Genomic DNA, 14,777 nt, shown 5'->3' on the forward strand with positions numbered 1-14,777 from the left:
ACAACAAAAATAGGATTAGTCCGCCCATTTTCTATATATAGCAGCTTCAATACTCAATATCTGTCGGTTTTCTCTTTGATATGCAAAGCAGAAAGCACAGTATTTTTTGTATTGGAGTTATAAATGACGTATGATATTGTTGCGACTAATCCTTCCAAAATACTTGGAGGGATTTTTTTGTTCCTCCAGTTTGAGAGGATGGATACGATGAAAGAGCTTTTAAAATTACAGAATGTTCGTTATGACGTAAAGGATACATTATTATTTGAGCATGTGACAGGCACTGTGAAGCAAGGAGAGGTTATTGGCATTATTGGTAGAAATGGTGCTGGGAAATCTACATTATTGCAGTTGATGCAAGGAGCATTATTGCCAACAGCAGGAGAAATTCAAGGGCTGAAAACGGCAAAAATTGCATATGTTGAGCAGGAGCTAGCTTATTTTGATAGGCAGAATATTTCAGCAGAGGAGGCGGATTTGCTCGCGAAATGGCAGGTTCCAAATCTATCATTTTCAGCATTGAGTGGTGGAGAAAAGCTGAAAATGCGCCTTGCAGAAGGTTTTTCACAGAATGCTCAACTGCTATTGCTAGATGAACCAACGAACCATTTAGATGAACACAGTACCGCTTTTCTGATTGAACAAATACAGCACTATAAGGGAACGATCATTCTTGTGTCACATGATCGCTATTTTTTAGATAAGATTGCTACAAAAATTTGGTCGATTGAGGATAAAACGCTAATTGAGCATAGTGGTAACTATACAAGCTATATGACGGAACGGGAGCATCGACGATTAACACAGCAGCGTGCCTACGATAAGCAACAGAAAAATATTGCACGCATTGAGGCACAAATGCAGGAGCTAACAGCTTGGGCTCAAAAGGGTCATGCACAATCAACAAAGCTAGAAGGCTTTAAAGAATATCATCGTGTGAAGGCGAAGCGCCTTGACTCACAGGTGAAATCAAAGAAGAAACGCTTGGAGGCAGAGCTTGCAAAGGCCAAGGTTGAAGCCATAGCACCTGAAGCAGAGGTTCGCTTTTCTTTGGGTACTACTCAGCGTGTTGGCAAGCGCCTATTGGAAACAAAGCATCTGTCTTTGAGCTTTGGTGAACGCACACTATTTAAAAATGTTACTATTACAGCTCAACATGGTGATAAAGTTGCGATTACAGGTAAGAATGGCAGTGGAAAAACAAGCTTTTTAAAGGTTATTTTAGGTCAACTAGAAGCTAATGGCGAAATATGGTTTTCTCCTGCTGCAAAGATTGGCTATTTGACACAGGAGGTCTTTGATTTACCACTTGACCAAACACCAGCGCAATATTTCTATAAAGAAACATTTGAGGAGCAGGGTAAGGTTCGGACCCTTATGAAAAATCTAGGATTTACAGCTACGCATTGGACATCTGCTATTGGTGATATGAGTATGGGAGAGCGTATAAAATGTAAACTAATGGCTTATATTTTAGAAGATAAAAATGTTCTTATTTTAGATGAGCCAACTAATCATCTTGACCTCCCATCACGTGAACAGTTAGAGCATACACTTGCTCAATATAATGGAACCTTGCTTGTCGTCTCACATGATCGTTATTTTTTAGAGAAAGTAACGAATAGCATATGGGAGCTTCATAATCAACGAATCGAGAAGAAATGGAGAGACAATGCTCCACCAAAGCAAGTTGATGATCAAGAGGCTCTACGTTTAAAACTTGAAACAGAACGACAAGAAATACTTGGTAAATTAAGCTTTTTGACAGTAAAGGATAAGGATTATGCGATGCTTGATCAAAAGTTTAATGAACTAACGAAGCAAATCAATACACTAAAATAGCCTAACGTTTAAGTTAACCTTCGCTAGGGGAAAATGCTAAGAAGAGGGCGGAGGTTAACATAATGAAAAGAACAATAGTGATCATGTTCCTATTAAGTATGAGTATTATAGGCGCTTGTTCAGATAATGGGAAAAATCAGGATCATATATCTGTGGCACAATCTAGTAAGGAAAATAATGTAGCATCTATTGAAGCGCTTCAACATATAAAGGATGAGTTAAATACGGCTATCCCTATTAAAATGCCCACAATGTTACCAGTTGCAGAGGATGCATTTTTAACAGCAACCACAAGGGCTGAGGAAAATCAGATTGAAATTATTTTTTATGAAAGCAAAGAGGATTTACCCATTAATGATCTTCGATTAAAAGATTCAGCAACGGTAATTGGACGGTTGTTAGTCAAGCAATATCAAAGTGCAGAAGGTGCTAGTGCCCAGATAGCTTATAATGATTTTAGTCAAAACGGTGGGCAAGAAGTAGACCTTGGCTATAGTATAAAAGGTTATCAAGATGCAGGAGCCGGAGCATTATGGACAGGCTGGAACGAGGGACGCTGGGCACTTGCTACGCATACGCGGACAGATAACCCAGAGGCAGGGGTACAGCTTGCAAAGCAGGTAGTCGAATATTTAGAAAGTCATATGCTTCCTATTCCCAAGCAATATGGTATGGCACAGCTAGATGTTTATCAATCAGGCAATTTAATTGTTTGGCAGGATGAAAGGCTTGTTTATACACTTGATAGCATTCAAGATCCTTTACAAGCATTGGAAATAGCTATGGCGTTTTATCAATAATAAAATCCTAGAGTGACGAAGCTCTAGGATTTTATTATGAACATCTGCGACGTGCGTACAGGACCGCTTCCTTACACTTTTATGGTACTGACTTAAGAGAATTTTTCCACTGCCCCTATCCGTTTTTGGTATTCGTTGAAGCACTGTTGCCAATTCTCCATTGGGAAATTTGTATGTTCGATGCCGTTCAATAAATCGATCAATAGGTCAAGACATATGTGCCAGCCTGCCAGATCCTTTGGTGTATGCACTGTTAGCTCGTGTATTGTCTCCACTAATAGTAATATTGAGCCATTTTCTGTAGAAGACAGCTCGAATCTTACTGTATCTACACCCCACTCAAATTCTAGGACCCTTTGTTCAGCATAATCTGTAATAGCTATTTCCTCATAGGCGTCTGTCCCATCATTCATATTAAAATGAATTTTTCCATCTTTCCGCAGATCTATAATTTCTAAATTGCCCATCCATTTTTGAAGATTTTCATTTTGAGTAATAGCTGTCCAAACCGTGTCAACTGAATGAGGGAATGGACGTTTAAATTTTGCGATATGATGATTGGATTGCTTTTCAATAATAGCGAACATACTGTACCCTCCTAGTTATTAATTGCTTGAAATAGTCTAGTCACACCCTGCTCAATTTCATTCCTTTTTAAATGACCATAGCCAATAATCAATCTGTTATTATACTTCCCTTTCTCGATTGTATGATCCTCCACTGGGTACACCTTTACACCAAATTGTTCAATTTTGAGTAGGAGCTCTTGTGTAAAATTGATGTGCTCAAATTCTGCAATTAAATGCATACCTGTCGAGTAGCCAAATACTTTTACTTTATGTGAAAAGGTTGACTGTAAACAGTGCATAAGAAGGTTACGTTGGCTTTTATAGAACTTCTTCATCTTGGTAATATGTCTTTCCATGTAGCCGTTCTGGATAAAACGAGCAAGAGTAAGTTGATCCAAGGAAGGCGTGTGTAAGTCTGTAAACCATTTCAATTGGCGACATTTCTCAATAAGCTGTGTTGGAAGAACAATATAACCTATGCGCAGTGCAGGGGAGAGTATTTTGCTAAAAGAACCAATATAGAGAACAAGTTCTGGATCTAAGCCTTGTAAAGAGCTAACAGGCGGTCCCTCATAGCGAAACTCACTATCATAATCATCTTCCAGTAAAAAGCATTGCTTCCTTCTAGCATACTGAATTAATTGAATTCTACGTTGAATGGGCAATATGCCACCTAAGGGAAATTGATGGGAAGGTGTGAGAAAGACAAATTTAGGGCATAAATTGTCTGGTAATAGATTTGCCTTTATTCCCAATTCATCTACCGGTATAGGATAGATTGTAGCACCAGAAGCTTTGAAAATGGTTTGAATATCATTGGTAATAGGATCTTCCATAATAGCTATATCATCTGATGTTAACAGTAATCTCGATATCAATGTCATTGCTTGTGTAGCCCCTGATGTAATGATAATTTGCTCTGGATGACATTCAACACCTCTTGTTTTTAATAAGTAATGTGCTAATGCTTGCCTTAATTCTATACGTCCCTCGGGAGCACCATAGCCTAAAATAGTGGATTCACTATCATGCCAAAGCTGTTGAGCGATCCTCACCCATGTTTTGCGAGGAAACAAATGGAGTGCGGGAATACCTGAGCGAAAATTTATTATGTTTTCTTCAGCCATTTGTCTGTCTATGTTATCAAAAATAAAAGGTTTGGCTGGCTGGGCTAAAAATGCCCCATCAGCAACAAAAGTACCTGAGCCTCTTCGTGCAATTAAAAAACCTTCTGCTAGCAACTGATCGTAAGCCTCTAATATAACATTCCTCGATACTTTTAGTTCGTCAGAAAGTTCACGAGTTGATGCTAGTTTTTCTCCTGCTTGAAGCTGCCCCTGTAAAATTTTTTTACGTATTTGCTGATAGACTTGGCGATTTAAAGGAATATTTAATGCTCGATCAATAGGTAGCCATAACATGTTTCATACCTCCGATTTGAAAGTGGTACCCTTAAAATCATTATAAAGTGGTTCTACAGTTACCAATTTTAACATGATAAAGTACTTACCAATAGCGAATAGGAGGAATAAACATGAAAAAAGTAGAGGAATTAGCAACGCAATCCTTAAAAATGGCAGCGAGAAATGAGCAGATGAAACATGTAGTTCAACGGTCGACTGAGCTCTATCCTTTATTATGGAGAGCAGCAAAACGATATGTAACAGGAGAAAGGAGACAGGATGCAATTGCAGCAGCACATACATGGCTCAGCGAAAATTATCAAATCTCTATAGAATTTATTGGAGAAAATACAACCAATTTTTTTGAATGTCAAAGGGCAAAAGATGAATTTTTGCAGCTAATTGGGGAAATGGGAGAATTGGCATTGGAGCAAACCATTTCGTTTGACTTGTCCCATATTGGCCTTTCTATTAGTGCTGAACTTGCTTATAAGCATCTCGAAGAGCTTGCACAAAAAGCTCAGATGTATGGAATAACTTTGATGATCAGCATGGAGGAATCCACAAAAACCGATGCTATTCTTACGCTTTATAAAAAAATAGCCCCCCATTATCCAAATGTAGGAATAACAATTCAGGTGCATCTTTATCGCTCAGAGGTAGATTTACAAGAGCTTATTCAATACCCAGGAAAAATAAGACTTGTCAAAGGAGCTTTTCAGGAACCTAAGTATATAGCAATGGCAAGATCAAAGGAGCTTAATCATCGTTATCTTCAATATGTTGAACAACTGGTGAATGCGAATCATCCGATAGCCATTGCTACACATGATAATTTTCTTATAAATGAGCTAGAACAGCGTCAATATCTTTATAAATCAAATGTGGAAGTGGAGATGCTTGATGGCGTACAATCAGAGCTACTAAAGCAATTAAAGACGAAGAATTATTGTTGTAGAGTCTATTTAACATATGGGCGTGAGTGGTATTTATATTTATGTCATCGTATTGCAGAACACCCTGAAAATGTCTACTTGGCACTCACTGATATGCTACAATCCTCTATTTTAGGGAGAAGTGAAAGTGATTGAATAGGCAGATATGGGCTAGTGGAAAAGTGATGATAGCAATGAGTATCGTTGGTAGTTCAGTAGTAGCTGGAAAATTCATTGTTCAAAGCTTTCCTATTTTTCTAGCTAATGAACTAAGGTTTGCTGTGGCCACAGTTGTTTTGATGCCTTTATGGTTAAAGGTTGAGGGATTTTCTACATGTAATAAAAAAGAGTTAGTAGTGATTTTTTTCCAGACCCTATTAGGAGTGTTCTTATTTAATGTTTTGATGCTACATGGGCTTTCCAAAACAGGGGCAATAGAGGCGGGCATCATTACTGGCACTTTACCAGCCTGTACAGCTATTTTAGCCTATTTTATATTGAAGGAGAAGTTTACGAGATATACAGGGACCGGCGTTCTCTGTGCTGTAATAGGAACTATTTTTATGAATATTACAAGTCTCTCTGCTACTATACATCTTTCCACTTCCTTTGTAGGGAATCTGTTTATTGTAGGAGCAGTATGTTGTGAAGCGTTGTTTATCATCTTTGGTAAATCATTGTCACATCGTATGAGCGCTCTTACAGTTTCAACGATGGTTAGCTGCTTTGGGGCTCTCTTATTTCTCCCATTTGCTGTGATGGAAAGTCAATCATTTGCCTTTGAAGAAGTTTCAGCTACTGAGTGGGGATTAATAGTGTATTTTGGTATTGTTGTTACAGTCCTAGGCTTTTTGCTTATGCAGTCGGGCCTTCAGGTAATTTCAGCATCTTGGGCAGGTATATTAACTAGCTTTCTGCCCGTCACTAGTATAATTTTATCCACCTTTCTATTAGCTGAAAAAATTACCTTTTTGCAAGGCTGTGGTTTTGTTTTTATTATAGGAGCCTTCTATTTACTATCAAAGCAACAGGCCACACCGCAATAGTCATTTCTAAAAGGAAGGGTGTTTATGTTGTATCACCAAGCAATAGAACATTATATACATGCAACCAATACACATGATTTTCCGCAAGTAAAGGGAATGCTACATCCATAGTGGATTTATTTTCCTCAAAAATACTGGCATGTAAAATGGTCAAGGTTTGAAATTAATTTTCAGTAAAAAGATACCCTTTGCAACGAGATGAAACCTACGTTATTGACTACTATAAAGCTATATAGGTCACCTTTCGCCTAGCAAAAGATAAAATTGAAGGAAGTTAAATATGTCTAAAAGGCTGTTTCTTATAAAAAAGAAGCAGTTTTTTATGATGAAAATCTATATTAATTTAAAAACGTCCAGTCGCAATCTTGGTCTTTTTATAAGAGTAGTATTTACAAATGATAATGAATATCAATTATATATTGACATATATATACGAAAATGATTATCATTATCAATATAAGTATAACTCTCTCCGGGAGAATATCTATGAATAAATAGTTGAGAATGTATGCCCTTAGTTTAAAAGTAGCACAAAATAATCAGGTTTTTGCCAATATGATGGAGCCATTAGTACAAGACGATGCTGCTTAATCTAAGATGTGGTTTTAGATGTTGTAGCTGAAGAATTACTTGAATAGTGTAAACAGGCTGGTAATAGATTTGGTGATATCACCGGGCTATTACCAGCCTTTTGTAAGTTTCATACAAAGTTTGAAGGCAGTGTTTTCAAAGCGTGTAAAAGCAGCTAAGGGATCACATGCCGTGCCCCGAAATTACTAAAGAAAAAAGGTGTGAAAGTTGAAAAAATCAAATAGGGTGTCATTTTCAATATTAGCCTTATCGCCTGTTTTGATAGCGCTTGTGGCTCTTGTTTCCATTCTGTACGGGACAAAGGATATTGATGCTATCACGGTGTGGCAGGCAATAACAGCGTTTGATGCTTCCAATGTTGACCACCAAATTATACGGACAGGTCGCATTCCTAGAGTAGCCGCAGTCTTGTTAGTCGGAGCATTTTTAGCAGTAGCTGGTGCAGTGATGCAGGGGATTACCCGAAATTATTTAGCATCCCCTTCCTTAATGGGTGTTAATGATGGCTCGGCTTTTGTCATTACATTGGCAATTGTATTCTTCCCAGATCTACCAAATTATCAAATGATTTTATTATCGATGCTAGGTTCGGCATTAGGAGCTGGGATTGTGTTTGGCTTTGGCTCATTAATTCGCAATGGCTTATCACCAGTAAGGCTAGCTATTATTGGAACGGTTATTGGTACATTTTTAAGTAGTATTGCTACTGCGATTGCGATGTATTTTCAGGTATCGCAAACAGTAAGTGCTTGGTATAACACAAAGGTACATATGGTGGATATGGATATGCTTATACTATCTATTCCATTTGGATTAGTAGGTTTAATATTGGCCTTATTATCCGCAAGAGCTATTACCATTACTTCACTAGGTGAGGATATTGCTACAGGGCTTGGTCAGAAAACAAAAGCTGTAAGAATCGTGAGTATGCTGGCAGTAGTATGTTTAACAGGTACAGCTGTAGCACTTGTTGGGAAGATCGCCTTTGTCGGCTTGGTTATCCCACATATTACACGTTTCCTTGTAGGTGTGGATTATCGTTCTATTATCCCTTGTGCAGCTGTGATTGGGGCTTTTTTCTTAGCACTTTGTGATGTTCTTAGTCGCTATGTTAATTATCCGTTTGAAACGCCAATTGGTGTTTTAACAGCATTGGTCGGTGTACCGTTCTTCTTATATTTAGTTCGTAAGCACGGAGGTGAAAAACGTGCATAAAAAAGCCTCAAATGTATTTCTAATGACGATGCTAATGCTTCTATTATTGATTTTAGGTGCGAGCTATCTTCATATTACAAATGGTGTTTTTGATATGTCTGTGACGGATATTATCAAAACCTTATTGCGTCTTGAGACAAATTCAAACTTTGATCTTGTTATCTTTGAATTTCGCTTGCCTCGTATTGTGATAGCTGCTCTTGTTGGTATTGGTTTGGGTATGGCAGGGGTTGTCTTGCAAGGAATTACACGTAATGGACTTGCAGACCCAGGTATTTTAGGAATTAATGCTGGAGCTGGAGCAGCCGTTGTTATATTTATGTTTTTCTTTCAATTACGACTGATGACAGCAGATATGAGTAGCTGGATGTCTATTTTAATGATGCCGTTGTTCGGCTTTATCGGTGGAACAATTGCAGCAATATTGATTTTTTCATTTGCTATGAAAAATGGTCATTTAGATATGCAGCGCTTAATTTTAACAGGAATTGCGATTAATAGTGGCTTTGGCGCATTGTCTTTGTTCCTATCTTTAAAAATGAGTGCACAGGATTTTGAATCCGCGGCTATTTGGATGGCAGGCTCTATTTATAATGCCAATTGGATTTTTGCACTGACAATGTTACCTTGGCTTTTAATCTTAGGAATTTATGTATATAGAAAATCGTATTTACTTGATTATTTTCAACTTGAAGAGGATAGCATTACAAGCTTAGGAATTGCGGTTGAAAAAGAGAAAATGAAGCTACTATTAGCTAGCGTGGGTCTTGTCAGTGCCTGTGTATCTGTATCAGGGAGTATTGGCTTTATCGGTTTAATGGCACCACATATTGCGAAACAGCTTGTTGGTATTCAACATCGTTATGTGATGCCAGTAAGTGCATTGATAGGTGCTGGCTTATTAATTTTGGCCGACTTTATTGGTAAAACCGTATTTGCACCCTCTGAATTGGCTGTTGGAATTGTTGTTTCGATTATTGGAATTCCGTATTTCTTATATTTACTAGTGAAATCTAAAGCATAGGAGGAAATAGTGTGCAAACTGCATTTAGAATGGAAAATTTAGCGTCGGGCTATGAGCAGGTTCGTGTCTTTGAAGGTTTAAATTTAACCATAGAGGAGGGCAAGGTCACAACAATTATTGGACCAAATGGCTGTGGTAAGTCAACGCTTTTGAAAACAATTGGACGTATTTTAAAAAAGCAACAGGGCACTGTTTATTTACAGGAGCAAAATATGCAAAACTTATCGACAAAAGATATTGCCAAAAAACTAGCAATATTATCACAAACACCTGTTGCACCTGGTCAATTAAAGGTAGAAGAGTTGATTGCCTATGGTCGTTATCCACATCGTAATAATGTTAATCGTTTAACAAATAAGGATGAGGAAATGATTGAGTGGGCTTTAACCGTGACAAATACAATAGAATATAGGAACCGTGAGCTTGCACAGCTTTCTGGAGGTCAACGTCAGCGTGTGTGGTTAGCCATGGCCTTAGCACAAGAAACAAATATTTTATTGCTAGATGAACCAACTACTTATTTAGATATGGCCCATCAGTTAGAAGTTTTAGATATTGTAAAAAGCTTAAATGAACAGCATGCTTGTACAATTGTAATGGTTTTGCATGATATTAACCATGCTGCTAGATATTCCGATCATCTCATCGCAATGCGTAAGGGGGTTGTTATGCAGACAGGTACACCCCAGGAAATTTTATGTGCAGAGGTGATGCGTAGAGTATTTCATATTGATGCACGTATTATGGAAGATCCTGTAACAAATACCCCTGTCTGTTACAGCTATGATATTTTAAAGGAGACTATTAAATGAGCCCAGAACAAAAGGATTATACAACACAACAAATGACCTCCAAATTTACGGATTATACGTATACAATTAATATTTACGTGCCAAGCAATGAGGTACCAAAAGAAGGATTTCCGATCCTGTATGTGCTAGATGGCTCCTCTTATTTTGAACTTGTAAAGGAGGCAGTGCGCCTACAAAGCGGGAATGCGCCAAAAACAAATGTTGTCCCATCGATTGTGGTTGGCATTGGGCATGGTGCAGATATGCGAGAAAGACGATTCTATGATTTTACAGCTCCTGCTGAAACGTATGTTTACCCGGAAAGATTTAAAGGCAAGGGACATGACAAGCTTGGAGGAGCCGCTCACTTTAGTCAATTTTTAGAGAAAGAGCTTAAGCCAGTTATTGAAGCGCAATTTCCTATAAATAGAGAGCAGCAGGCATTATTCGGACACTCCCTTGCAGGGTATTTTACGCTTTGGCAATTATTTCACCATCAATCGAGCTTTCAACGCTATTTGGCTATTAGTCCCTCTATTTGGTGGAATGAGCAGGAATTATTCCACTGTGCGTCCGTATTTTTGAATGAGCATCAGGAAATGAGGGAAGCGTTGTTTATGAGTGCGGGAGAGCTTGAAAATACGATGGTGGATGATGCACGACAAATGATGAGTATGTTAGAAAAAATAATGGATGTTGCTTTTTACGAGGCTTTAGATGAAAATCATGCCTCTGTTGTGCCCACTGTCATGAGCAGAGCTATACGTTTTATGCATCAATCAATATAATAATATGAAGGGACTGTTGGAAAGGAACTATCTTGTCTAACAGTCCTAATTTTATAGTAAATATTTCTTTATGTATAAATATTACTTCTGTGGTGGTCATCGTGTTAGTATTCTCTGTTGTGCCGTACATAAATTACACAAATACACACATAATAAAGGAAATTTGGTAATTGCTATGTCTGGAATTAACGGAGGCGCTGTATGCATAATAAAATTTTAAAAAATCCAGTATTTATTATTGCTAGTGGGATTATTTTACTGTTGGTGGTTATTGGAGCCATTCTGCCAGAACAATTTAAGAATGTAGCAAACAGCGTATATCATATGACGACTGACTATTTTAGTTGGTTTTATTTATTAGCCGTATTCAGTATTGTTATTTTTTTATTTGGTCTAGCTATTAGCAAATACGGTACGATTCGTTTAGGATCACAGGAAGGTCGTCCTGAATTTAGTTTCCTAACATGGATCTCCATGCTTTTCTCAGCTGGGCTTGGTGTCGGGCTAGTCTTTTGGGGTGTGGCAGAGCCAATGAGCCATTATTTTTCATCGCCTTTTAGTAGCACAGAATCTTTAACAGCCGACGCGGCAAGACTGGCAATGGGTTACGCATTCTTTCATTGGGGCCTCAGCCAGTGGTCTGTCTATGCCATACTTGGGCTTGTAATGGCGTATGTGCAATTTAATAAGAAACGAGATCTATTGATTTCTACAGCTTTGGAGCCAGTAGCGGGCACAAATCGAGCTGTAAAAGGCATAGTGGATATTTTAGCTGTCATTGCTACGATTATGGGCGTAGCAACCTCTATTGGTCTTGGTGTTTTACAAGCAAACGGAGGTTTGAGTTTCGTCTTTGGTTTACCTGATACATTTCTTTTACAAGTAATGATTATTGCTATTATGTTTATTGGCTATATGGTGTCTGCCACTACAGGTCTGCAAAAGGGCATGAAAATTTTAAGTAATGTTAATATGGCTTTAGCAATTATCCTACTGTTATTTGTATTTATTACAGGTCCAACTGTTTTTATACTTGAAACCTTTACATTGGCAATAGGAGATTATATTTCAAACTTTATTCAATATAGTCTTCGTATGCAGCCATATGTAGGGGGAACATGGGTAAAGGATTGGACAATCTTTTATTGGGCATGGGCAATTGCCTGGTCACCTTTTGTGGGTTCTTTTATCGCTCGCGTATCAAAGGGGAGAACGATTCGAGAATTTATTATAGGTGTATTAATTATTCCACCTTTAATTGCTTGTTTTTGGATTGCTGTCTTTGGTGGTACAGCGCTTTGGTTGGATTTACAAAAAAATGCTCAAATTGCACAAACCGTAAGCAATGATGTCACAGTTGCCCTATTTCAGATGCTAGAGCATCTGCCACTTTCAATGATTGCCTCCGCACTTGGGATTTTGCTTATTTTTATATTTTTAATTACATCTGCTGATTCAGCGACGTTCATTATGGCGAGTATGACGACAAAAGGCTCGTTAAATCCGAGTGTATGGTCAAAATTGATTTGGGGTGTATTGATGGCAGCCATTTCGGGTGTGTTGCTGTATACGGGCGGCCTTGAAGCACTGCAAACGGCCTCACTAATTGCTGCTTTACCATTTACAGTAATTTTGCTGTTATTAATGATCGCCTTTATTAAAATGATGAAGAATGAAATTATTCCTGTTAAGAAAAAGGATATTCAACGTTTGAAGATAGCAAGAAAGCATATTGAAAAGGAAGCAAAAGCAAAAAACAAAAATTGAAGGAGCTGAGGGAGAGTCTGATTTGATTAGATCTTTCCATCAGCTTGTTCCTATTTGAATGATAGGATTGAGTAGGCTATATTGTAACAAAAAGAGTAGGGTAGGGGGCGTTTAGTTGAAGAAAAAGCTTGGCTGTTTGCATGCACATTATTCTAATATTATATATATGGAACAGAGCATAAAAGGTGTTGAGCTTGTTCATTTTGTTGACCCTGGGCTTATTTATCATGTGTCACAAGGGGAGCCGGGGTTAGCACAGAAGGTTAGAGAGCAGATTGAGTGGATAGCAAGCTGTGATGTTGATGCCATTTTAATTACATGCACCAATTATATTGCATTGTTAGAGGAGATTGATTTTTCAATACCTATTATAAAGATTGATGAACCCTATTTTGAAATACTTTGTAAAGAACAGCAGCCTCAAGTGCTTCTTTTTACAAATCCTGCTACCGTTGATGGCACAATAACAAGACTTACTCAATATGCTAAACAGCATGGTAAAACCATAAATGCTACGGCACAGGTTATTGAGCGTTCCTTTGAGCTGGTTATGAAGGGTGATCAAAGGGCCTATAATAATGCTATTATACAAACTTTGCAGCATTTGTCAGTTAAGCAAATGCCGGTGTCAGTTGCCCAGCTTTCAATGGTGGATGCTGCACAGCAATTTGAAAGGGCGTTTGGGCAAAGCATCCACCATCCTTTGAAGCCCTTAGCTGAAGCTGTTCAAAAATCATTATTGCTGTAACAATTGCCCTAAAACGATCGTTTCATTAAGAAAGTAAGGTGGGGATGGTATGATGAAACGATTTGTGCTGTTATGGCTGATATTGCTTTTGATAGTAGGTTGTGTCGATAAAAAGGAAGTCGTTCTGCCAGCGGATATTCCTGATTTTGTCCAGGTGAGTGATTTGACATCTATTGATTGGCAACGTAAAGCGGTGGCATTTAAGGATAGTGGAATGTTTGGCAATGTGAATAAATCCAGTGTTATCGGTGCGGATATGCCAAGTTTAAGCACACAAAAATGGATGTGGCATCTTTGGAAAACGGAAGGGCGCACTACGGAATTAACGATTGTTGGTTACCATAAAGCTTCAAAAGATGTACAGCCCATTTTAACAGATGGATGGACCCTAGCGTTAGGTGGACCAAATAATGGGGCAGATGCACATGCACCATCAAGTGTGAAAATACCAAAGCCTGGAAAATGGGCTATTTTGCTGTATACGAATGAGGAATATTTTGATACGTTAATTTACGATATTCACGAATAATATGAATAACCCTTGTTTTGTAAGCGATATGGCTTATAAAACAAGGGTTTTAACATTTATTGGAAATAGTCGTATTGATGGAATTAAGTGTAAAGAAGAAGGATGATCCTATGAAGCCTCTCAGATATGAATCTTTCAAAATAGTAGCAAGAAAAATCATAAATTGGTACTATAAAAATAAAATGGAGGCGAGCGCTATGACAGATGTGCGATACCCGATTGGGCAATTTCAATTTCCAGAAGAAGTAACTTTACAGCAAGTGAAGAAATGGATTGAGGATATTCGGCTTTTACCAAGACAGCTTGCAGAGGCTTTAAGCGGAGCAAGTGAGCAGGCGCTAGCAAAAACTTATCGTGAGCATGGCTGGACGGTTACACAGCTCGTCCATCATATTGCTGATAGTCATATGAACAGTTATATCCGTTTTAAGCTAGCACTAACAGAGGAGGCCCCAACGATTAAGCCGTACAATGAAGCACTGTGGGCACAATTACCAGATTCAGAAATGGCAGTAGCAACCTCTTTTAAATTAATTGAAAGCTTACATGAACGCTGGGTTTATTTACTCACAAGCTTAACCGAGGAACAATTACAAAGAATGTTTTATCATCCCGATTCTGGACTGACAACACTAGAACAAACAATTGGACTATATGCATGGCATGGGAAGCATCATCTCGCACATATCCAAAATGCCTTAGCACAGTAAAATGTGAAATAGGCGATTT

Annotated in this window: 14 protein-coding genes; 12 read left to right on the plus strand and 2 right to left on the minus strand. The window is 38.2% G+C overall.

Annotated features, from left to right (window positions below; all coding sequences use genetic code 11):
* Nucleotides 1–207 precede the first annotated feature (207 nt).
* Nucleotides 208–1,842, plus strand: coding sequence for a ribosomal protection-like ABC-F family protein (gene abc-f, locus ADM90_RS21050; RefSeq protein ID WP_053996983.1), 1,635 nt, complete (start codon nt 208–210; stop codon nt 1,840–1,842).
* A 62-nt stretch (nt 1,843–1,904) separates the two neighbouring features.
* Complete coding sequence (locus tag ADM90_RS21055; RefSeq protein ID WP_053996838.1) at nt 1,905–2,642, plus strand: hypothetical protein; 738 nt, start codon at nt 1,905–1,907, stop codon at nt 2,640–2,642.
* Between the two features lie 92 nt (nt 2,643–2,734).
* On the opposite strand, the gene ADM90_RS21060 is transcribed toward ADM90_RS21055, so the two are convergent.
* Nucleotides 2,735–3,229: an SRPBCC family protein gene (locus ADM90_RS21060; RefSeq protein ID WP_053996839.1), complete on the minus strand. Its 495-nt coding sequence runs from the start codon at nt 3,227–3,229 to the stop codon at nt 2,735–2,737.
* An 11-nt stretch (nt 3,230–3,240) separates the two neighbouring features.
* Nucleotides 3,241–4,632, minus strand: coding sequence for a MocR-like pyridoxine biosynthesis transcription factor PdxR (gene pdxR, locus ADM90_RS21065; protein ID WP_053996840.1), 1,392 nt, complete (start codon nt 4,630–4,632; stop codon nt 3,241–3,243).
* 113 nt (nt 4,633–4,745) lie between these two features.
* Between pdxR and ADM90_RS21070 the strand changes: the two genes are divergently transcribed.
* The 10 genes from ADM90_RS21070 (at nt 4,746) to ADM90_RS21115 (ending at nt 14,758) form a co-directional block, all read left to right on the plus strand.
* Nucleotides 4,746–5,705 carry a proline dehydrogenase family protein gene (locus ADM90_RS21070; protein WP_053996841.1) on the plus strand — a complete coding sequence of 320 codons (960 nt, stop codon included), beginning with the start codon at nt 4,746–4,748 and terminating at the stop codon, nt 5,703–5,705.
* A 38-nt stretch (nt 5,706–5,743) separates the two neighbouring features.
* Nucleotides 5,744–6,595: a DMT family transporter gene (locus ADM90_RS21075; RefSeq protein WP_235473767.1), complete on the plus strand. Its 852-nt coding sequence runs from the start codon at nt 5,744–5,746 to the stop codon at nt 6,593–6,595.
* A 798-nt stretch (nt 6,596–7,393) separates the two neighbouring features.
* Complete coding sequence (locus tag ADM90_RS21080) at nt 7,394–8,401, plus strand: FecCD family ABC transporter permease (RefSeq protein WP_053996842.1); 1,008 nt, start codon at nt 7,394–7,396, stop codon at nt 8,399–8,401.
* A gap of 28 nt (nt 8,402–8,429) precedes the next feature.
* Nucleotides 8,430–9,425, plus strand: coding sequence for a FecCD family ABC transporter permease (locus ADM90_RS21085; protein ID WP_053996985.1), 996 nt, complete (start codon nt 8,430–8,432; stop codon nt 9,423–9,425).
* Between the two features lie 29 nt (nt 9,426–9,454).
* Nucleotides 9,455–10,237: an ABC transporter ATP-binding protein gene (locus tag ADM90_RS21090; RefSeq protein WP_053996986.1), complete on the plus strand. Its 783-nt coding sequence runs from the start codon at nt 9,455–9,457 to the stop codon at nt 10,235–10,237.
* Nucleotides 10,234–11,004: an alpha/beta hydrolase gene (locus ADM90_RS21095; RefSeq protein WP_053996843.1), complete on the plus strand. Its 771-nt coding sequence runs from the start codon at nt 10,234–10,236 to the stop codon at nt 11,002–11,004. Before ADM90_RS21090 ends, ADM90_RS21095 begins: the two co-directional genes overlap by 4 nt.
* Before the next feature lie 201 nt (nt 11,005–11,205).
* Nucleotides 11,206–12,771 (plus strand): BCCT family transporter, encoded by a 1,566-nt coding sequence (locus tag ADM90_RS21100; RefSeq protein WP_053996844.1) that lies wholly within the window; start codon nt 11,206–11,208, stop codon nt 12,769–12,771.
* A 115-nt stretch (nt 12,772–12,886) separates the two neighbouring features.
* The gene (locus tag ADM90_RS21105; RefSeq protein WP_053996845.1) at nt 12,887–13,519 is read left to right on the plus strand and encodes a hypothetical protein; all 633 of its coding nucleotides are present in this window, start codon (nt 12,887–12,889) and stop codon (nt 13,517–13,519) included.
* Nucleotides 13,520–13,568: 49 nt separating this feature from the next.
* On the plus strand, nt 13,569–14,048 hold the full coding sequence (locus tag ADM90_RS21110) for a DUF4871 domain-containing protein (protein WP_235473769.1): 480 nt from the start codon (nt 13,569–13,571) through the stop codon (nt 14,046–14,048).
* A 197-nt stretch (nt 14,049–14,245) separates the two neighbouring features.
* Nucleotides 14,246–14,758, plus strand: a complete 513-nt coding sequence (locus ADM90_RS21115; RefSeq protein ID WP_053996846.1) for a YfiT family bacillithiol transferase — start codon at nt 14,246–14,248, stop codon at nt 14,756–14,758.
* The last annotated feature ends 19 nt before the right edge of the window (nt 14,759–14,777 follow it).

The organism is Lysinibacillus macroides (assembly GCF_001281525.1).
GTDB lineage: Bacteria > Bacillota > Bacilli > Bacillales_A > Planococcaceae > Lysinibacillus > Lysinibacillus macroides.

Excerpts from the sequence above, each read along its gene's own strand:
- abc-f (WP_053996983.1), top strand. The coding sequence starts at position 208 with ATGAAAGAGCTTTTAAAATTACAGAATGTTCGTTATGACGTAAAGGAT.
- ADM90_RS21055 (WP_053996838.1), top strand. The coding sequence starts at position 1,905 with ATGAAAAGAACAATAGTGATCATGTTCCTATTAAGTATGAGTATTATA.
- ADM90_RS21060 (WP_053996839.1), bottom strand. The coding sequence starts at position 3,229 with ATGTTCGCTATTATTGAAAAGCAATCCAATCATCATATCGCAAAATTT.
- pdxR (WP_053996840.1), bottom strand. The coding sequence starts at position 4,632 with ATGTTATGGCTACCTATTGATCGAGCATTAAATATTCCTTTAAATCGC.
- ADM90_RS21070 (WP_053996841.1), top strand. The coding sequence starts at position 4,746 with ATGAAAAAAGTAGAGGAATTAGCAACGCAATCCTTAAAAATGGCAGCG.
- ADM90_RS21075 (WP_235473767.1), top strand. The coding sequence starts at position 5,744 with ATGAGTATCGTTGGTAGTTCAGTAGTAGCTGGAAAATTCATTGTTCAA.
- ADM90_RS21085 (WP_053996985.1), top strand. The coding sequence starts at position 8,430 with ATGCTAATGCTTCTATTATTGATTTTAGGTGCGAGCTATCTTCATATT.
- ADM90_RS21090 (WP_053996986.1), top strand. The coding sequence starts at position 9,455 with ATGGAAAATTTAGCGTCGGGCTATGAGCAGGTTCGTGTCTTTGAAGGT.
- ADM90_RS21095 (WP_053996843.1), top strand. The coding sequence starts at position 10,234 with ATGAGCCCAGAACAAAAGGATTATACAACACAACAAATGACCTCCAAA.
- ADM90_RS21100 (WP_053996844.1), top strand. The coding sequence starts at position 11,206 with ATGCATAATAAAATTTTAAAAAATCCAGTATTTATTATTGCTAGTGGG.
- ADM90_RS21110 (WP_235473769.1), top strand. The coding sequence starts at position 13,569 with ATGATGAAACGATTTGTGCTGTTATGGCTGATATTGCTTTTGATAGTA.
- ADM90_RS21115 (WP_053996846.1), top strand. The coding sequence starts at position 14,246 with ATGACAGATGTGCGATACCCGATTGGGCAATTTCAATTTCCAGAAGAA.